The sequence below is a fragment of the Amycolatopsis keratiniphila subsp. keratiniphila genome, assembly GCF_001620365.2.
GTDB lineage: Bacteria > Actinomycetota > Actinomycetes > Mycobacteriales > Pseudonocardiaceae > Amycolatopsis > Amycolatopsis keratiniphila.
In genome coordinates this window covers 61,941-78,816 of sequence record NZ_LQMT02000008.1, presented here as the reverse complement: position 1 = coordinate 78,816, position 16,876 = coordinate 61,941, and the positions used below count along the sequence as shown (strand labels likewise).

Annotated in this window: 20 protein-coding genes; 12 read left to right on the top strand and 8 right to left on the bottom strand. The window is 68.4% G+C overall.

Annotation, left to right across the window (positions count from 1 at the left end):
• The first annotated feature begins 52 nt into the window (after window positions 1-52).
• Together zapE and AVR91_RS07290 are read left to right on the top strand one after the other, a co-directional pair.
• On the top strand, window positions 53-907 hold the full coding sequence (zapE, locus tag AVR91_RS07295) for a cell division protein ZapE (RefSeq protein ID WP_063274736.1): 855 nt from the start codon (window positions 53-55) through the stop codon (window positions 905-907).
• A complete protein-coding gene (locus AVR91_RS07290; protein WP_063274737.1) occupies window positions 894-1,484 on the top strand; it encodes a TetR/AcrR family transcriptional regulator in 591 nt (196 codons plus the stop codon). The genes zapE and AVR91_RS07290 overlap by 14 nt, the downstream gene beginning before the upstream one ends.
• On the opposite strand, the gene AVR91_RS07285 is transcribed toward AVR91_RS07290, so the two are convergent.
• Both AVR91_RS07285 and AVR91_RS07280 read right to left on the bottom strand, forming a co-directional pair.
• A complete protein-coding gene (locus tag AVR91_RS07285; protein WP_076857278.1) occupies window positions 1,481-2,869 on the bottom strand; it encodes a Gfo/Idh/MocA family protein in 1,389 nt (462 codons plus the stop codon). The genes AVR91_RS07290 and AVR91_RS07285 overlap by 4 nt on opposite strands.
• Before the next feature lie 174 nt (window positions 2,870-3,043).
• Window positions 3,044-3,739: a nitroreductase family protein gene (locus tag AVR91_RS07280; RefSeq protein WP_063276443.1), complete on the bottom strand. Its 696-nt coding sequence runs from the start codon at window positions 3,737-3,739 to the stop codon at window positions 3,044-3,046.
• Between the two features lie 281 nt (window positions 3,740-4,020).
• Here AVR91_RS07280 and AVR91_RS07275 point away from each other — a divergent pair, with 281 nt between their 5' ends.
• On the top strand, window positions 4,021-4,740 hold the full coding sequence (locus AVR91_RS07275; protein ID WP_063276444.1) for a S1 family peptidase: 720 nt from the start codon (window positions 4,021-4,023) through the stop codon (window positions 4,738-4,740).
• A 122-nt stretch (window positions 4,741-4,862) separates the two neighbouring features.
• On the opposite strand, the gene AVR91_RS07270 is transcribed toward AVR91_RS07275, so the two are convergent.
• Entirely contained in the window at window positions 4,863-5,813 is a 951-nt protein-coding gene (locus AVR91_RS07270) for an NADP-dependent oxidoreductase (protein WP_063276445.1), read from the bottom strand.
• 83 nt (window positions 5,814-5,896) lie between these two features.
• Between AVR91_RS07270 and AVR91_RS07265 the strand changes: the two genes are divergently transcribed.
• The gene (locus AVR91_RS07265) at window positions 5,897-6,469 is read left to right on the top strand and encodes a TetR/AcrR family transcriptional regulator (RefSeq protein ID WP_063276446.1); all 573 of its coding nucleotides are present in this window, start codon (window positions 5,897-5,899) and stop codon (window positions 6,467-6,469) included.
• Here AVR91_RS07265 and AVR91_RS07260 read toward each other — a convergent pair.
• Window positions 6,441-7,475, bottom strand: a complete 1,035-nt coding sequence (locus AVR91_RS07260) for a helix-turn-helix domain-containing protein (protein WP_063276447.1) — start codon at window positions 7,473-7,475, stop codon at window positions 6,441-6,443. The genes AVR91_RS07265 and AVR91_RS07260 overlap by 29 nt on opposite strands.
• Window positions 7,476-7,676: 201 nt before the next feature.
• Here AVR91_RS07260 and AVR91_RS07255 point away from each other — a divergent pair, with 201 nt between their 5' ends.
• From AVR91_RS07255 to AVR91_RS07245, 3 genes are all read left to right on the top strand, one after another.
• Window positions 7,677-8,099 (top strand): hypothetical protein, encoded by a 423-nt coding sequence (locus tag AVR91_RS07255; protein ID WP_063276448.1) that lies wholly within the window; start codon window positions 7,677-7,679, stop codon window positions 8,097-8,099.
• Between the two features lie 25 nt (window positions 8,100-8,124).
• Entirely contained in the window at window positions 8,125-8,460 is a 336-nt protein-coding gene (locus AVR91_RS07250) for a hypothetical protein (RefSeq protein ID WP_063276449.1), read from the top strand.
• 113 nt (window positions 8,461-8,573) lie between these two features.
• Window positions 8,574-9,296 carry a hypothetical protein gene (locus AVR91_RS07245; RefSeq protein ID WP_143253919.1) on the top strand — a complete coding sequence of 241 codons (723 nt, stop codon included), beginning with the start codon at window positions 8,574-8,576 and terminating at the stop codon, window positions 9,294-9,296.
• Between the two features lie 37 nt (window positions 9,297-9,333).
• Here the strand turns inward: AVR91_RS07245 and AVR91_RS07240 are convergent, their stop codons facing one another.
• From AVR91_RS07240 to AVR91_RS07230, 3 genes are read right to left on the bottom strand one after another with little or no spacing between them, the layout of a single operon-like run.
• A complete protein-coding gene (locus AVR91_RS07240) occupies window positions 9,334-10,089 on the bottom strand; it encodes an SDR family NAD(P)-dependent oxidoreductase (protein WP_063276451.1) in 756 nt (251 codons plus the stop codon).
• Window positions 10,090-10,120: 31 nt separating this feature from the next.
• Window positions 10,121-10,879 carry an SDR family NAD(P)-dependent oxidoreductase gene (locus tag AVR91_RS07235; protein WP_063276452.1) on the bottom strand — a complete coding sequence of 253 codons (759 nt, stop codon included), beginning with the start codon at window positions 10,877-10,879 and terminating at the stop codon, window positions 10,121-10,123.
• Window positions 10,876-11,145, bottom strand: coding sequence for an Atu4866 domain-containing protein (locus AVR91_RS07230; protein ID WP_063276453.1), 270 nt, complete (start codon window positions 11,143-11,145; stop codon window positions 10,876-10,878). The genes AVR91_RS07235 and AVR91_RS07230 overlap by 4 nt, the downstream gene beginning before the upstream one ends.
• A gap of 102 nt (window positions 11,146-11,247) precedes the next feature.
• On the opposite strand from AVR91_RS07230, the gene AVR91_RS07225 reads away from it, so the two are divergent.
• The gene (locus AVR91_RS07225) at window positions 11,248-12,111 is read left to right on the top strand and encodes a helix-turn-helix transcriptional regulator (RefSeq protein WP_063276510.1); all 864 of its coding nucleotides are present in this window, start codon (window positions 11,248-11,250) and stop codon (window positions 12,109-12,111) included.
• A gap of 173 nt (window positions 12,112-12,284) precedes the next feature.
• Here AVR91_RS07225 and AVR91_RS07220 read toward each other — a convergent pair whose 3' ends face one another.
• Window positions 12,285-12,845, bottom strand: a complete 561-nt coding sequence (locus AVR91_RS07220) for a CGNR zinc finger domain-containing protein (RefSeq protein ID WP_228709146.1) — start codon at window positions 12,843-12,845, stop codon at window positions 12,285-12,287.
• A 64-nt stretch (window positions 12,846-12,909) separates the two neighbouring features.
• Here AVR91_RS07220 and AVR91_RS07215 point away from each other — a divergent pair, with 64 nt between their 5' ends.
• The 4 genes from AVR91_RS07215 to AVR91_RS07200 all read left to right on the top strand — a co-directional run bounded on the left by AVR91_RS07215 (window position 12,910) and on the right by AVR91_RS07200 (window position 16,858).
• The gene (locus tag AVR91_RS07215) at window positions 12,910-13,548 is read left to right on the top strand and encodes a haloacid dehalogenase type II (RefSeq protein ID WP_063276454.1); all 639 of its coding nucleotides are present in this window, start codon (window positions 12,910-12,912) and stop codon (window positions 13,546-13,548) included.
• Window positions 13,549-13,638: 90 nt separating this feature from the next.
• The gene (locus AVR91_RS07210) at window positions 13,639-14,118 is read left to right on the top strand and encodes a hypothetical protein (protein WP_228708299.1); all 480 of its coding nucleotides are present in this window, start codon (window positions 13,639-13,641) and stop codon (window positions 14,116-14,118) included.
• Window positions 14,118-15,491, top strand: a complete 1,374-nt coding sequence (locus AVR91_RS07205; protein ID WP_228709145.1) for a hypothetical protein — start codon at window positions 14,118-14,120, stop codon at window positions 15,489-15,491. The genes AVR91_RS07210 and AVR91_RS07205 overlap by 1 nt, the downstream gene beginning before the upstream one ends.
• The gene (locus AVR91_RS07200) at window positions 15,488-16,858 is read left to right on the top strand and encodes a VWA domain-containing protein (RefSeq protein ID WP_063276457.1); all 1,371 of its coding nucleotides are present in this window, start codon (window positions 15,488-15,490) and stop codon (window positions 16,856-16,858) included. The genes AVR91_RS07205 and AVR91_RS07200 overlap by 4 nt, the downstream gene beginning before the upstream one ends.
• The last annotated feature ends 18 nt before the right edge of the window (window positions 16,859-16,876 follow it).

Genomic DNA, 16,876 nt, shown 5'->3' with positions numbered 1-16,876 from the left:
CTCTCGATCACCTTCGCTTGCCCGGCCCTCTATGCCTATAGAGGATTCCTCTATGGGCATAGAGCTGGACTCCGGGCAGATCGCCGTCGCGGCGCTGCTGGACGAGGTGCCGCGCAAGCGGCGGGGCATCTACCTGTGGGGTTCGGTCGGGCGGGGCAAGACGATGCTGCTCGACGCCTTCCATGCCGCCGCGCCCGGCCGCAAGAGCCGGTGGCATCTGCACCATCTGCTCGCGCATCTGCAATCCACCGCGCACGACCTCGGCGGGATCGACCGGGCCGTCGCCGCGGTGCTGGACCGGCTCTCGCTGTTGTGCGTCGACGAGTTCCATCTGCACGACATCGGCGACGCGATGCTCCTGCGGCGGTTGCTGGACGCGGTGTTCGCCCGGAAGATCACGCTGGTCGCGACATCGAACTACCCGCCGGAAGGGCTCCTGCCGGATCCGCTCTTCCACGACAAGATCGAGACCGTCGTGACGGCGCTTCGAGCGCATCTCGACGTCGTGCGCCTCGACGGCGAGAACGACTACCGCCTGCCGGGAACCAGGCCGGGCCGATTCGTCGTCGGCCTGCCCCCGGAGACGACGTCCGGTGTCACGTTCGGTTTCGACGAGCTCTGCGCGACCACGAAGATGTCGACCGGGGACTACCTCGACCTGGCCGCGCGCCACCGCCGGTGGACCATCACCGGTGTTCCGCCGCTGAGGACGGCGGGGGCCGACGCCACGATGCGGTTCCGGGTGCTGATCGACATCCTCGTCGATCAGGGCGTCGAGCTGGCCGTCTACGCGCGGGCGTCGTTGGACGAACTCTTCCGCGACCCTCCGGAAGTCCCGGATCTGGACCGGATCCGGAGCAGGCTCACCGCGCTGTCCGACGGGAAGGTCCATTGTGGAGTCCACTGACCGGCGGACACTCATCGCCGAAGCCGCGACGGAAATCCTCGCCTCGCAAGGAATCCGCGGCCTGACGCACAGCGCCGTCGACGTCCGGCTGGACCTGCCGCGCGGCTCGACGTCGTACTACTTCCGCACGCGCCAGGCGTTGCTGGAAGCGGTGGTCCGGCGTATCGCGGACACGTCCGCCCACCGCTTCCAGCTGACCGGCCTGGCGCACGCCGCCGTCGACGGCCACGCCGCCGCGGCGCAGGCGATGGCGGCGTGGCTCGACGACCTTTTGGTGAGCCGCCGCCATCACGTCACCGCCCGCTACGCGCTGACGATCGAACTCGCCGGCTTCCCCGAGCTCCACGAACTTCTCGCGCGTGCCCTGTTTTCCCGTGAGCACGCGACGCGGTTGTGCGAAGCCCTCGGCGCGTCCGATCCCGCCACCGCGGGCGCGGACCTCGTCAGCCTGACCGAAGGTCTGCTGTTCGACCGCTTCGCCGGTGCGCGCTCCCTCGACGGCGTCGAGGCGGGCACCCCGGCGAGTGTCGTCCAGTTCGCCCGGCCGCTGGCGGCCTACCTGCGGGGAATGCCTTAACCGGGCATCTCCGAAGGCTGCGAGTCCAGCCCGGGCCGGGCTTTCGTCCAGCCACCACGCGTGAAGTCCGGTACCGCCACCGGTTTCCCGCCGCGAGCGAGGGAAACGACGCTCAACGGCACGGGGGAGCACCAGGCCGCCGAGTCGTAGACGTCGATGTCCGGCACCAGCCCGGCGCGCATCTGCTGCACGATCCGCCACTGCAGCACGTAGTCCATGCCGCCGTGCCCGCCGAGGTTCGGGTCGTCCTTGAGCGTCTTCCACAGCCAGTGGTCGTGGCGCTCGCGATACGGCCCGAAGTCCTTCCACGCGTGTCCGCCGTGGTCGGGCTCGACGTAGATCCGGGCGGGGTAGTCCTCCACGATGCCGCGGCTGCCGGCGAGGCTGTTGATGCGGCTGTACGGACGAGGCGAGCTGACGTCGTGCTCGGCGCGGATGATCCGGCCCTGCTCGGTCTCGATCAGGCAGGTCACCAGGTCGCCGTTGATGTAGGTCTCCTTCCACGACGGGTGACCCGGCGGCATGTGGCGTTTCCGGTAATCGGCGAGGCCCTTCGGCTCGGTCGCCGTGGCGCGCAACGTGGCGAACCGGTCGCCGCGGTTGACGTCCATGCAGGCGGCGATCGGCGCGAGGCCGTGCATCGGGTAGAAACTCGCCGTGCTGCGTGTGTGCCACTTCCGGCGCCAGGCGTCGGTGTAGTACGTGTCGGAGAACAGCAGCTCGCGCAGGTCGTGCAGGTAGCCGCCGTGTCCGTTGGTGACCTCGCCGAAGACGCCCTCGTGCGCCATCTTGAGGATGGCCAGCTCGTTGCGGCCGTAACTGCAGTTCTCCGCGAGGAACAGGTGTTTGCGGGTTTGCTCGCTGGTGTCGACGAGGTCCCACAGTTGGTCGAGCTCGGTGGCGATGGGCAGCTCGACGCCGACGTGCTTGCCGGCCAGCAGCGCGGCCTTGCCCTGCGGGTAGTGGAACTCCCACGGCGTGGCGATGTAGACGAGGTCGATGTCGTCGCGCGCGAGCATCTTCTTGTAGGCCTCGGCGGACCCGCCGTACTCCGCGGGGCGCGGCTTCCCAGCGGCGGCGAGCTTGTCCGCGGCGGCCTTCGCGCGCTCGGCGCGGATGTCGCAGACGGCCGTGACCGCGGCGCCAGGGACGGCACTCCAGCCGCCGATCATGGACATCCCGCGGTTGCCGAGACCGATCATCCCGATCCGGACGGTCTGGTGCCGCTCGAACGGGACGCCGATCATGCTGCGCTGACCGGGACGGCGGGGCGAAATCGCGGCTTCTTCCGCGGCGGTGGCGCTCGCCGGTATCGCGGCGAGCGCCCCGGCGGCGAGCGCGCCGCCGAACAGTGTCCGCCGGGAGACAGAGGGCAGGTCGGCCATGAAGAACACTCCTTCGTGTCGCCTTCGGTGTCCAGACCTTGTCCAATCGCCGCCGGATATGTCAAGAGATGCGCCAAAGTGAGCATTAAACTGCACTAATGAGCAGTTTGAGTGCTTGTTGGCCGCTGTTTCGCGCAACCCGGGTGCGCGTACACACCCGGGTCGCGCCCCGGCTCAGCGGCGGATCATCACCTGGTCGATGGACTTGCGCACCAGGTTCGGCACCACGCAGTCGTCCGCCGGATAGCCGACCGGGATGACGGCGAAGGCCTTCTCGTTCTGCGGCCGTTCGAGCAGTTCGCCGAGGAACCGCATGGGCGACGGCGTATGCGTCAACGCGGCCAGCCCGGAGAGGTGGAGCGCCGTCAGGAGCATGCCGACCGCGATGCCCACCGACTCGTCGACGTAGTAGTGCTTGTGCTTGGTGCCGTCCTCGTCGAGGAAGTAGCGCTGCTGGAAGACCACGATGAGGTACGGGGCGTCGGTGAGGTGGGTCTTCACGGCGTCGGTACCCAGCGGGCGCAAGGCGGACAGCCACTCCTCGCCGAGCCTGCCCTCGTACGAAACGCGTTCCTCCTCTTCGGCGGCTTCACGAATCCGTTGTTTGGTGGCGGCGTCCTTGATGAGGACGAACGTCCACGGCTGCTGGTGCGCGCCGCTGGGCGCGGTCGAAGCCACCGCGATGGCGTCGACGACCACCTGCTCGGGCACCGGATCGGTCGAGAACATCCGCACGGTGCGGCGGCTGTCCATGCGACGGCGCAGATCGGCGGCGGTGGCCAGCGATTCTTCCTCGGGCATGCGCGCCGGACGGTAGGGAACCGGCTCGAAGGGGTCGCCGTAGGTCGGGGTCCACTGTGCTGCGGTCATGGTGGCGATTCTGTCGGCGGGATGGGCTTTCGGGAAGCCCCGGCGCCGGGTTATGTCCCTGGAGTTATGCCGCCATCTGTCTCAAGTGGACGGACGCCGGGTGTCGTAGCCGGTGGGTGGTTCCGGTACCTAGAGGGGCACTTAGCGGTGGTCACGGCGAAGAGATAAGTACCTACTGCACGACTTTCGGCGGTTTCCGGTTTCTCTTGCCACGTCCCAGAATCAGCACACCCCGTCCCCATCGCGCGGCCGAATCCCGGCCGCAGAAATGAGTCGGAACCATGCGACTGCGCTCTTTCGCACTGATCGCCGGCACCGCCTTCGCGGCGTTGCTCGGCGTCACCGCTCCCGTGGCGTCCGCCGCGGAACCGTCCTCCGACGTCCAGCCGATGATCATCGGCGGCCAGAACGCGACGAGCGGCCCGTGGGCGGCCAGGCTCTTCGCCAACGGACGGCAAACGTGTACCTCGACGATCATCGCGCCGCAGTACATCCTGACCGCGAAGCACTGCGTGGCCAGCAGTGGCACGTTCACCTTCCGGATCGGCAGCCTCGACCAGCAGAGCGGCGGCACCATGGCCACCGGCTCCACCGTCACCCGCCACCCGAGCGCGGACCTCGCGATCGTGAAGCTGACGACATCGGTCAACGCGACGTACTCGCCGCTGGGCACCACCTCCAACGTCTCCGTCGGCCAGACCGTCCAGGTCTACGGCTGGGGCGCGACGAGCCAGTGCGGCTCGGAGATCAACTGCCAGTCGCGCTATCTGAAGGTCGCCAACGTCTCGGTCACCTCGGTCTCGTGCCGTGACTACAACGGCGGCATCGCGGTGTGCGCGCGCCGCGGCGACGGCATCACCGCCGGCGGGGACTCGGGTGGCCCGATGTTCGCCTCCGGCCGTCAGGTCGGCGTCGCCTCGACGAGCGACCGGCAGACGACGACCGCGTACACGAACATCACGCGGTACCGGCCCTGGATCCAGCAGATCGCCGGGGTCTGACGTTTGGTTGTAGCGGGGCCCTTCTCGGCGTTGGCCGGGGAGGGCCCCGCTCGCCGGGTAACCGGGGGAGCAGGCTCTTGGCGGTGGACTTGTCCGGCAGCGGGACCGCCCCCGCCAGGTGATCACAGGACGAGCAAGAGTTTGCCGCCGGGCCGGCGGGATTGGCTGAGCTCGGCAGCTTCCTGGATCTGTTCGAGTGTGTACGTGCGGGCGACCGGTACGGCCAGGATGCCTTCGCCGGCGAGCCGGGCGAACTCGTCCATCTTGTCGTAGCGGATCTCGGTGGTGATCCGGACGCCCAGCCCGGCCGCGGCGGCGAAGTCCGAGACGGTGAGGACACGGTCGGGATCCCCGGTCAGCTCGATCAGGGCCGGGAGCGAGCCGCCGGCCGGACTGGGCTGGTCGGCGCGGTCGATCCGGCCCCCGGTCGGCGCCGTGTCCAGTGCGCGGTCGACGCGGCCTCCGGCCAATGCGCTGACGCGTTCGGCCATGCCCTCGCCGTAGCCGGTCACCTGGGCGCCGAGCTCTTCCAGGGCCGCGGCCCGGGTCGGCCCGGCGGTGGCGATCACCCGAATACCCCGGTGCCGCGCGAAGCGCACCGCGGCTTCGCCCACGGTGGTGCCCGCGCCGTGGACGAGTAGCAGCTCACCCGGCTGGATGCCGAGGTCGTCGAGCGCGCGCCACGCCGTTTCGGCCGCCATCGGCAGCGCGGCGGCCTGCTCGGCGGTGACGCCGTCGGGGATGTGTGCCCAGGCCGGCATCAGCGCGTACTCGGCGGCGCCCGCCGTCGGTCCGTCGAAGGTGGCCGGGCCGAACACGCGGTCGCCGATCCGGACGCCGTCGACGCCGTCGCCGAGCGCGTCCACGGTGCCCGCGACCTCGAGGCCGAGCCCGCGTGGCAGCGGCGGCAGCTGGTCGGCGAGGAGACCGTCGACGACGTGCCAGTCTGCCGGTGTCAGGCCGCACGCCCGCACGGCGATCCTGATCTGGCCGGGCCCCGGCTCCGGCTGCGGGACGTCGCGGAGCACGATCACGTCCGGGGAGCCGAACCGGTCGAATTGCAGAGCCTTCATGACGATCTCCCATTTGATGACAGCATCTGTTGTCATCGACCGTACCAGTCGATAACAGCTTCTGTTGTCGTACTCTGGTGCGTATGCCGAGATGGGAAGCCGACGCACAGGGCCGGCTCGAGCGCGCGGCGCTCGAGCTGTTCGAGACACAGGGGTTCGAACGCACCTCGGTCGCGCAGATCGCAGACGCCGCCGGCCTGAAGGAGCGCTCCTTCTATCGCTACTTCCCCGACAAGCGGGAAGTCCTCTTCGCCGGCAACGAACTCGAGGCCCACCTCGTCGCCCAAGTCGAAGCAGCCGACCCGGACCTCGCCCCGATCGAGGCGCTGCTGACCGCGCTGGGAACCGCCGAGGAGATCTTCCGCCCGCGCGAGTTCCTGCTGCGCCGGGGGCGAGTGATCGCCGCCAACCCGGCACTGGCCGAACGCGATCTGATCAAGCTCGCCGACATCGCCGACGCGCTGGTGCCGGCGCTCGGGCGCCGCGGCGTCGAGCCCGGCAAAGCACGCTTCATCATCGACGTGGTGCTGGCGATCCATCGGCGCGCCATGCCTCGCTGGCTCGCCGAGCCGGATACCACCCTCTCCCAGCTCATGGCCCAGGCCGCCGCCGAACTGCGCGAGACGGTCACGAGGCCGGCTCCGACGGCCGGCTGAGCAGATCGCCCGGGCTTCGCGCGGAAACCTGTCCCACTTCCGCGCTGGTGTGCCGCCGGCGGTGTTCGCGGGGAGTGACTCCGCGGCCGGCTCGGAACGCTCGGGTGAAGTCGGCCGGTCGGGGAAATCCCCAGCGGGCCGCGATCGTGTGCACGGGGGTGTCGAGCAGGGCGGGGTCGGCCAGATCATGGGCGGCCCGTTCCAGGCGCTGTCGTCTGATCCAGGCCGCGACCGTCTCTTCCTGGTCCTTGAAAAGGTTGTGCAGGTGGCTGCGGGAGATATGGTGAGCCGCGGCGATCGAACCGGGAGTCAGCCCGGGGTCGTGCAGGTTCTCCCGCACGAAGTTTCGGATTCGGAGGACGAGAGTGCGGCGCCGGCTCTCGGACGGCACGGACGAGCCACTGTCCAAAGCCCGGCAGCAGAGCGCGGTCACCAGGTCCATGACCGTTGTCTCCAGCTGTGCCGCGTCCTCGGGGCGATACGAGGCCGCGTCCCGCACGATCTGGGTCAGCACTTGGGCCAGGAGAGCGCCGTAACCTGACTTTCCGTCCAGCGGGTGGCCGATCAGCCGCTCGATCCGGCTTCGTCGCACGGGGATCCGGCTGTAAGGCACTCCTAGTGACGTTTCGGTGTGGGTGCCACCTGTCACCGGGATGTCGTAGAGCAGCGCGGAATCCACGACCGACCAATCGCCCGGGCGGAGCACGACGTCGTCCTCTCCGATCCCTATGCTCCGGGATTCCACGGAGAACGACAGCCGGATCTCTTCCGTGTCAGCGCGTGCGACGATGGCCGGCGTACGCCGCAGGAGCATCGACGGCACCGTGCCGGTCATCGCCGACACGACCAAGCCGCCCATACTCAGCACGCGTTGATCCGACCGCAGATCAGGCCGGTGATCACCGCGGAGCTTGACGAGCACGTTCGCACTGAGGCGGCCGAAAAAGGCGTCGACCCGGTCCGAGACAGGCAAGTCATCGGTCCGGAAGTCCATCGTGGTGAGCATTTTCCCCCTTCGCGATGATCGCCTACGGCCAGTGTGCTGCCCTTGGAAGCGAAAGGCAGCAGGCATTCGGTCGAAAGATCGGCGACTGAATGCTCAGCGATGGCGACTGAGTGCGAATGACATCCATGCCGTAGTCCCGGAAAGTTGACGACGCGATCGACGTAGGACTACCTCAGCATCAAGGACTCGAAAGGAAAACCTATGCCATTCAGCGCACGAATTCGGCTTCTCCTGCTCGCTGCGGGTATCGGCTGCGGTGTCGCGCTGGTTCCCGTCGGTATCGCCCTCGCCGGCGACGGTCGGCCCGTGGCCGAAATCGCCGGCCCCGAAGCGAAAGCCCGGGTGCTGAATACCGTCGAGGTCTCGTCTCAGAGACGTGCCTGCAACACGACAGTCGAGCAGCCCGGCGGCGTGAACACCACGATTTACGTGTACTACAACAACTGCGGCACGCTGCGCCTGCGTCTCACTCCCTTCGGTCGAGCCGTCGCATTCGACGGCTTTTACACCTATGTCGGCTCGTGCGCCGTGGTCCCGGGTGGGACCACCGTCGGCTGGGCGGTAAGCCCGAGTCAATTCCCGCCGGTGGAAACCCACAACTGGGGACTCACGAACTGCATGTGACGATCCGGATCTTCATCGGCGATGAGTGACTGCTCCGGCGTCTTGGGCCGGAAACCTGGAGACAGCGGCCGGCGAGCACCACATCGAGTGGGAGTTGGACGAGGAGTTCCAGTGGGGGGCCAACTGCTCGCCGGCCGCAGTCGAGGAACCGTGCATTCACCAGGACGAACGCGGAGTCTTCTACCGGGGACGGCTCGGCCTCATCGAGATTGAGGCCGAGCCGCCGTTGGCGCACTTGGAGTTGGTCGACGTGGTGATCGACCTCGGCCATATCGAGGGCCTGCCTCAAGGGATGGCCGGCGCGTGGGTCGAGATCAACCTGAAGCCTGAAAAGATCAGGGTCTATCCCTACGAAATATGACTTGCCGTGCACTACCACCGGTCGCTCAATGGTCGTCTCGTCGGCGTGACAGGACGTTGGCAGGATGCGGACAGCCGCGCCGGAACCGCGTGCCGGAGGGCTAGCCTGCGCTCGTGGAACGACAGGGGCAGCAGCAATGGTTTCCGGATTTCCCGTCCCAGCCCGGTTACCAGGCGCCTTCGCCGAAACGGCGTCGCACGGGGATGCTCGCGGGGATTGCCGTCGGCGTGCTGGTGGTGATCGCCGGTCTGGTGGCGGGGCTACTGGTGTTCCTGAACAGCAACGACGACAGCGCTGCCTCATTCTGGCCTATCAGCGAGAGCGGTACCTCTCGAATCCCTCCGGCGCCCGGCTGGAAGACGCTGGAGCTCGGGCTCGGCGTGTTCGTCGAGGTGCCACCCACCTGGCAGCCGGTCGACGGAACCTTCATCCCGGACGCTCGAACCCGAGGCGCGCGGTACGAACCGGGCTACTGCGCAGCGAATCCGAAAGCCATCCTCGGCCAGCTGTACCTCGACCGGGCGCGTATCACCGATCCGATGGCGGCCGCGGCGGATGCGTTGATGTATCGGGGAACGCGGGCTTTCCGCAGCGGCGGTCAGGTGTCTTCCGGCCCTGTCGGACGCCGCCCGGACGGCGGGGCGCAGGTGCAGGGCACGGTCACCCCGCACGGCAGGGCCGAGTGCGACCCGCCGTCGACCACCTACCGGGTGGTCGCCTTGCCCACCGCCCAGGGGACGCTGCTGGTCGTGGTGTGGGGTGACCTGCAGATGCCGGACTCGCCTGCCGAAGAGGACCTCACCAGGATCGCGGACAGCGCGCGCCTCGCGGCATGAGCGGATATCCGGCATAGGTGTGGACCAGGGCTGACCATCAGTGTGCGGTGAGTCCGCCGTCGATGACGAGTTCGGTTCCGGTGATGAACGAGGATTCGTCGCCGGCCAGGAACAGTATCGCGGGAGCGATCTCGGCGGGGTCGCCCGCACGCCGCATAGGGGTGCGCATGATGTCGGGTTGCCGGTCGCCCTGCTCGTCGAGCAGATCTTGGATCATCGGGGTGGCGATGACCCCGGGGTGCACTGAGTTGACCCGGACGCCGCGGGTGGCGTATTCGACGGCGGCGGTCTTCGTCAGCAGGCGCACTGCTCCCTTGGTCGCCTGGTAAGCGGCGGCGGCTCCGCTACCGACCAGGCCGAGCACTGAGGAGGTATTGATGATGGAGGCGTTGCCGGAAGCGCGCAGCAGGGGCATGGCGGTCTTCATCCCGAGCCAGGTGCCGGTCTGGTTGACCGCGACCACCTGGTCCCAGCCGTCCTTTGTGGTCTCTTCGATGCCGGGCCAGTCCAGGACACCGGCGATGTTGACCAAGATGTCAAGGCGGCCGAAGTGCCGCCGGGTCAGCTCGATCGCCGCGCTCCAATTCTCCGGCGAGGAGACATCCAACCGGACGGCCAGCGCATCGGTGCCCTCGGCTTTCAGTCGTGCGGCGAGCTCGTCCGTCGTCTCCTGGGAGATGTCGGTGACGACCAGGCTGGCTCCTTCCCGGGCGAACAGTTCCGCGGCGGCTTGCCCGATGCCGCCGGTAGCGCCCGTGATCAATGCGACTTTGCCGGCGAGGCGTCCACGCATGACGTGCTCCTTCTCTCGTTGTTGCTAGGAGTCAGGCGGCGGTGTAGCCGCCGTCGGCGGCGACGACCGCGCCGGTGATGAAGCTGGAGCGGGGCGACGCCAGGAAACCGATCACCTCGGCTATCTCCTCGGGCTGCGCGACGCGGCCCAGGGGGTGGGCATCGCCGAAGGAGCGCAGGTACTCCCGGCTGTCGGCCCGGAAGTTGTCGAGCATGTCGGTCTCGATCACACCGGGGGCGACGACGTTGGCACGGATGCCGTGCGGTCCGCCCTCCAGCGCGAGCACCTTGGTCAACTGCGCTAACGCTCCCTTGGCCGCGCTGTAGGCCGCGGCCTCGGCCAACCCGACGGTGCAGGCGAACGACCCGACGGTGACGATCACGCCCCCGCCGTGTTCGCGCATGACCCGGAATGCTTCCCGGGCGTGCAGAAACGCCCCTCGGGCGTTGATCGACATCAGCTCGTCCCAGTCGGTCGCGGTGGTCTCGGTGATCGGCTTGTTCACGGATCGACCGGCGTTGCTGACCAGGATGTCCACGCTGCCGAACCGGTCGACGGCCGCGGCCACCGATCGCACCGCGGTGTCCTCTCGGGACACGTCGCCGACCAGGGTGGACACGCGGTCGAACCGGGTGGCGAGACCATTCACCTCGGGGCGGAGGTCAGTCGCCATTACTCGCGCACCGTGGGCGTGCAACCAGGCGACCGTGGCCGCGCCGACCCCGCGGGCGGCACCGGTGACCAACGCGACCTTGCCCGCCAAGTCGCCAGAGATCGGTGGCAGGCTCATCGCCGTGCCTGCCGGTGATCGGCGGCGGATTCGCGATACAGGACGAGATGCTCGTGGTGGAGCACGCCGTCGCGGATGTCGCCCGTCGCGGTGAAGCCGGTGTCGTCCAAGTAGTCGAGGTGGTTCCCGGTCACCGTGTAGCGACCGGTGTAGGCGCTACGCCGTCCGCCGCGTGCTTCGTCGTAGCGCCCGTCGGCGCGCAGCTCCTGCCGGATATGCCCGTCCGCGGTGACCCACATGCCGACCACGTCGATATCGCTTGTCATACCGACCAGCGTCGGCGACGGCGAAAACCGATGGCAGGGCGTGTGGTGGCTGGGTGTGCCGCACCCACCCAACCGGACGCGCAGCGATCTAGCATGATCGCCATGGGCAGTGGTGAGCTGGGAGCGTTCCTGCGAGCGCGCCGTGCACAACGATCTCCGGAAGACGCGGGCGTGCTCTACTCCGGCCGCCGCAAGGTGACCGGGCTGCGCCGCGAAGAAGTCGCCGTGCTCGCCGGAGTGAACGTCGACTACTACACCCGGCTGGAACAGGGCCGCGAGACCCACCCGTCACCGCAAGTGCTCGACGCCCTGTGCCGCGAACTGGATCTCGACCCCGACGCCCGCGAGCACCTGTACCGGCTGGCCGGTGCCACGCCGGACGACACGCCCGCTCCGGTACCTCAGACCGTGAGCCCCGAACTGCGGCAACTCATGGACGGCTACCCGCACACCCCGGCCTTCGTGCTCAACCGCATCCTCGATGTACTGGCCACCAACGCCCTCGCCGACGCGCTGTTCTCACCATTCCGCGCGGTGGACAACCTCGCCCGCATGACCTTCCTCGACCCTGCGGGACGACAGTTCTACGCGCGCTGGGATTGGACCGCACAGGCCACCGTGGCGAACCTGCGGGTAGCCGCAGGTCTCAACCCACACGACCCAGCCCTGCGGCACCTGGTGGCCGAACTCAGCGAAGGGAGCGCGCACTTCCGCGACTTGTGGGAAACGCACCAGGTGCGCGGCAAGACCCGCGAACCCAAACACCTCGTACACCCCGACGTCGGCCCGCTCACCCTTACCTACCAGGCATTCGACGTGCGCAGCGCCCCCGGTCAGCAACTGATCATCTACCACGCCGAACCCGCCACGCCCAGCGCCCACACCCTCGCACTGCTGAGCAGCCTCCACGCCACCACAAGCCACACGCGCACGGTCGACACGTTGCCGGCCGAACGTCCGTTCTAGGTCTTCGGCTACACCCTGGTGCCGGCGGATCGCGGCGCCGAAGGGTGCCGCTGCCTGCGACCCAGCCACCATTAGCGGCGGTGGAGACATATCCTCTGGTGTGGTCGGCGGGTAGGGGCAGTGCCACTGTGGCGGCCCGCAGCAGCGCGATCTCGCTGACTTTGTCGGACGGCTCAAGCGTGGTGAAGCTCGGACGCCTTACGCGCCCGATGATTCGCCACGTTGACGCGGTTCCCGCAGAGTCCTGGCATGCAATAGCGCCGCCGGCCGGGGCGCGTCGTGTCGATGAAGGCGCCTCGGCAAGTCGGCGCGCCACAGGCGCGGAACCGTGCCACATCGAGAGAGTGGACGACGCCGAGTATCCCGACACCGCAGATCAAGGAAAGCGCGTCGACGACGGTCGCGCCCTGTCGGAGCGAAACGGTCCATCGAGAGCGGCCCGAGGTGGCATCGAGGGAGACGTCACCGATCGACGAGGTGAGCGCGGTGGCGCCGGTGATGAGGCGTGCCTGGGCTGGCTGGTCGATCAGATCGCGCACTGTGGCACGCAGCCGGTGAACGGCACGCAGGTCACCAGGCCGCGTGCTCCCGGGTATCGAGCGCTGCTCGGCGAAAGCGGCAAGGGACGCAAGGTCTGGCAGTTTGTCTTCGCCGTGCCATACCTCCGGCGCCGTGTTGACCAGGTCGGTCGCGACGCCGGCCGCCCAGACGTAATCGTCTAACGCCACTTGCATCCCTTACCAACCTCTCGTACGTTCGCGGTTAACCGACACTTTAACCCTTACCGGGAGGTTCACCGTGGAGATCGACGCGTTGGTGTTCGACATCCTCGGCACGCTCGTCGACGAGCCGGCCGGGATCCGCGCGGCCGTCCGGCAGGCCGCGCCGGATGCCGACGCCGACGAGCTGGTCAAGCTGTGGCAGGGCCACGTCGAGACCGAGCAGCGGCGCATCGTCGCGGGGGAGCGGCCGTACGCCCCGAGTGACGTTCTCGACCGCGAAGCAGCCCAGCTCACCACCAAGACGGACGTGGTGCCGAAGCTCTCGCCGTGGCCCGACTCCGTCGAAGGGCTGGCGAAGCTCGCTGAACACCACACGCTGATCGGGCTCTCCAACGCCGGCCGGACGAGTCTGCTCGGGATCAACGCCCATGCCGGCCTCCGGTGGCATCAAGCGCTCTCCGCGGAGGAGGCGCAGACCTACAAGCCGGATCCGGCGGTCTACAAGATGGCCGTCGACCTGGCCAGGACGAAGCCGGAGCGGCTGCTGATGGTCGCCACCCACGCGTGGGACCTGCGGGGAGCGCAGAGCGTCGGTCTCCGGACCGCCTACGTCGCCAGGCCCGTAGGCGACCCGCCGTCCGAGACGGACCGGTTCGACTTCCATGCCGACGGCCTCGCCGATCTGGCCGTTCAGCTCGCAAAACTCCGGATGTGATCAAAACTGTCGGTGCCTCCCGCTAGGTTCGTCCCAGTCCCCACCGAGGCACCCCCGCAAGGAGAAGATGCGTTGTCAGACTGGGAAAGAGTGAGCACGGCCCGGGTTTTGCCACCCGCTCGTCCGCGCAAGCTCGCGAAGGTCCCGTTCGTCGAACTGGCCGACGGACGGGTGCAGGGCGTGGTGTCCAGCGGATCGGACATCGGCCGGGTGTACGTCTCGTCCGTCGCGGCGAGCACGTACGAATTCTCCTGTAGTACCAACAACAACCGGCCGTGCGGCGGGGCACGGGGGATGTTCTGCAATCACATTCTGGCCCTGATCAACGAATCCACCCTTCAATACGGTGCCGAGCGAGTGGCGCGGTACCTGCGCGTCGAGGTTCCCGAGCCGACGGCTCAGGCCATTTCGCAGACCATGGGCGCGACACGGCCGTCGCAGGGTGACAGTACCGCCGCGGCTTCCGTGTTCAGCCAATTCCTGCGGCATTTGGCATACCTGGAATTCGAAGCTTCGACGGCACCGGTGCCCGAGCTTCAGTGGTTCCCGTCGACCAGGGCGGTGGTCTGATGCGCGTCGATCTGCTCACCGATCCCATCGCCGGTCTCGACGAGGCGCTGGCGGTTGTCGACGCCTTCGACGATGTGCTCGTCGCCGGGTTGCTTCGTCCTCAGAAGACCGCCGGTCTGACCGAACTCGCCGATGCCGTCGCCGGATCGCCCTTGGCGGCGCGCGTCGCTGAGGCGGCGGAGAAGACATCGGCCGGTGCGGCGGGGGAGGAGCACTTCGTTTCCCTTGCTGCAGCGAGGATCGCGGTGTTCGGCTCCGTGCACGACGCGGTCTTCGCACGCCTTGCCGAAGCGACCGGACGGCCGCAGGACGAGGACTCGACCCGGCCGAGTTCCGCGACAGAGTCGCCGAATCTGCTGGCGGCAGCCCGGTCGTGGCTCTCGGACCTTGCCCGGGCCGGCTGGCAGGGCATCGACCACGACCTCATCTCCGGCTCGGCGCAGGTGATTTCGGCGCTGCTCGCCGAGCCGAGCCTGCGCCGGCTGGCCGTGTTGCTCGACGGTTTCGCGGCCGAGCTCGCGGCGTCGTGTCCTGGTGCGGCGCTGGAGCGCGTCCCCGCCCGGCGCTGGGGCGATCTGTGGTCGCGGGCGATGGTTCTGACGCTCCCCGTGGCAGCGCCGGAGATCGGCACGGTCACCGGCCGCTTGCTGCCGCTCGGGGTCGACCTGCTCGAACACTCGACGGCCGCGCAGGCCCAGGTCCACGCCGTGTTCGAACCCGAGGACGGCACAGCGCCCCGTCTCGTGCGTGCGAACGCGACCGTGCCCAAGCCGGACACGATCATCGGCGCCGGGATCTGGCAGTTGCTGCGCCCGCATCTTTCCCTGCTCAAGGCGATCAGCGAGGGCCGCTCCATGGACCTCGCCGGCATGCCGGTCACCGCCGAGGGCGACTTGCTCTGGCGGGACGAGCACGCCCGCCTCGGCGAACCTGCGGACGCTTTCTCCACGGCACGCGTAGCCCTGCCGAAGGCCGTCATCCCGGCGGTCGCACCGCTGGACCGGCACCCGGTGCGGATCGCCGTTCCCGTCTTCCTCGAGGGTTACGACATCGAGGGTGGCGAAGACGAGGTCACGTTCACCTTCGCCGGGAATCGGCTCTTCGTCGAGACGGACCGCATCCCGGCGGCCGGTCCGCTGACGCCGAAGGCCGTCGCGAGTTCCAGCGCGTGCATCGGCCTGATCCGGTGGGACGGTGGATTCCGCCTCCAGCCGCTCGCCGTCGAGACCACCGTGCGGAAGAAGACCACCGCCGTGCACGCCGGAGCCTGGGCCGGCGGCACCACGGACAAGGTCGGAGTGAAAGCCGAGAAGGCGGCCACCGACGCCGCGGCCGTGCTGCGCGAGCGTGCCGGAAGGTTGCTGCGGAAATGACCGAACCCGAGGACAACCGCCGCCAGGTCCTGTACTGGCGGCTGCTCGCCCGGCTCTTCGACACCGAGGAGCAGGCCGCGCTCGAGTCCGCGAGTGTGGCCGTGGTCGAGGACATCGGCTTGCCGTCGGCGCTGCTGGATCCGAACGTCGCGGTCGACTCGGTCGTCCAGCGTCATCCGGAGCTGGCCGCAGAGTTCGACGGGCTGATGGTCCCCGAAGCCGGGGACGGCCGGGACAAGGCGGCGGAAGTGCGGCGCGCGGCGCTCGTATCGAAGGTGCTGCTCAACGTCTTCGCTCAGCCGCCGCACACGGTGACCGCCGGGCGGCTGTCCTGCTGGCAGTCCGACGCGGGCTGGCTGGAGCGCGCGCTCGGCTGCCGCCCTGGTGAGTTGCGCGGTGGTCGTTCCGGAGGCGCTCCGACCGGGCTCGGCGGCACCGGCGGGGGCGGCACACCCGATCTGAGCACCCTCCTCCCGGCCATCGGCCCGGACCTCGGCGACATCGAGGCGGACCTCGTGAAGCGGATGCATCTGCGCGAGGTCCTCGCCGATCCCGCGCTCGCGGCGAAGCTGAGCCCGAGTATGTCCCTCATCGAACAGTTGTTGCGGGACAAGGACAACCTGTCCGGAGTGGCGTTGGCCAACGCCAAGTCGCTCATCCGGCGCTACGTCGACGAGATCGCGGAGGTCCTGCGGACCCAGGTCGAGAAGGCCTCGACGGGCAAGGTGGATCGTTCGGTCCCGCCGAAGCGCGTGTTCCGCAACCTCGACCTCGATCGCACCATTTGGAAGAACCTCACCAACTGGAGCCCGGAAGAGGAACGGCTCTACGTCGATCGCCTGTACTACAAGCAGACCGCGAAGAAGACCACGCCACAGCGGCTCATCGCGGTCGTCGACCAGTCCGGTTCCATGGTCGACTCGATGGTCAACTGCGCGGTCCTGGCCTCGATCTTCGCCGGACTGCCCAAAGTGGACGTTCATCTGATCGCCTACGACACGCAGGCGCTCGACCTCACCCCGTGGGTCCACGACCCGTTCGAAACGCTGCTGCGCACGAACCTGGGCGGCGGCAACGACGGCATGGTCGCGATGGGGCTGACCCAGCCGAAGATCGCCGAGCCCGCGAACACCGTGGTGGTGTGGATCTCGGACTTCTACGAGACCCGCGTCGAGCAGCTCTTCGAGAGCATGGCCGCGATCCACCGGTCCGGGGCGAAGTTCATCCCGGTCGGTTCGGTCACCAGCGCCGGCCGGGGCAGCGTCAATCCCTGGTTCCGCGAGCGCTTCAAGGATCTCGGCACGCCCGTGATCTCCGGTCACATCACCAAACTCGTCCACGAACTCAAAACTTTCCTCACCTCCTGAACTCCCCGAAAGGCAAGA

What these genes read in the sequence shown, in the direction of transcription:
- AVR91_RS07265 (WP_063276446.1), top strand. Translation starts at nt 5,897, where the DNA reads ATGCCGAGATGGGAAGCCGACGCACAGGGCCGGCTCGAGCGCGCGGCG.
- AVR91_RS07240 (WP_063276451.1), bottom strand. Translation starts at nt 10,089, where the DNA reads ATGCGTGGACGCCTCGCCGGCAAAGTCGCATTGATCACGGGCGCTACC.
- AVR91_RS07275 (WP_063276444.1), top strand. Translation starts at nt 4,021, where the DNA reads ATGCGACTGCGCTCTTTCGCACTGATCGCCGGCACCGCCTTCGCGGCG.
- zapE (WP_063274736.1), top strand. Translation starts at nt 53, where the DNA reads ATGGGCATAGAGCTGGACTCCGGGCAGATCGCCGTCGCGGCGCTGCTG.
- AVR91_RS07270 (WP_063276445.1), bottom strand. Translation starts at nt 5,813, where the DNA reads ATGAAGGCTCTGCAATTCGACCGGTTCGGCTCCCCGGACGTGATCGTG.
- AVR91_RS07285 (WP_076857278.1), bottom strand. Translation starts at nt 2,869, where the DNA reads ATGGCCGACCTGCCCTCTGTCTCCCGGCGGACACTGTTCGGCGGCGCG.
- AVR91_RS07230 (WP_063276453.1), bottom strand. Translation starts at nt 11,145, where the DNA reads ATGACAAGCGATATCGACGTGGTCGGCATGTGGGTCACCGCGGACGGG.
- AVR91_RS07205 (WP_228709145.1), top strand. Translation starts at nt 14,118, where the DNA reads ATGCGCGTCGATCTGCTCACCGATCCCATCGCCGGTCTCGACGAGGCG.
- AVR91_RS07220 (WP_228709146.1), bottom strand. Translation starts at nt 12,845, where the DNA reads ATGCAAGTGGCGTTAGACGATTACGTCTGGGCGGCCGGCGTCGCGACC.
- AVR91_RS07235 (WP_063276452.1), bottom strand. Translation starts at nt 10,879, where the DNA reads ATGAGCCTGCCACCGATCTCTGGCGACTTGGCGGGCAAGGTCGCGTTG.
- AVR91_RS07200 (WP_063276457.1), top strand. Translation starts at nt 15,488, where the DNA reads ATGACCGAACCCGAGGACAACCGCCGCCAGGTCCTGTACTGGCGGCTG.
- AVR91_RS07280 (WP_063276443.1), bottom strand. Translation starts at nt 3,739, where the DNA reads ATGACCGCAGCACAGTGGACCCCGACCTACGGCGACCCCTTCGAGCCG.
- AVR91_RS07260 (WP_063276447.1), bottom strand. Translation starts at nt 7,475, where the DNA reads ATGCTCACCACGATGGACTTCCGGACCGATGACTTGCCTGTCTCGGAC.
- AVR91_RS07225 (WP_063276510.1), top strand. Translation starts at nt 11,248, where the DNA reads ATGGGCAGTGGTGAGCTGGGAGCGTTCCTGCGAGCGCGCCGTGCACAA.
- AVR91_RS07255 (WP_063276448.1), top strand. Translation starts at nt 7,677, where the DNA reads ATGCCATTCAGCGCACGAATTCGGCTTCTCCTGCTCGCTGCGGGTATC.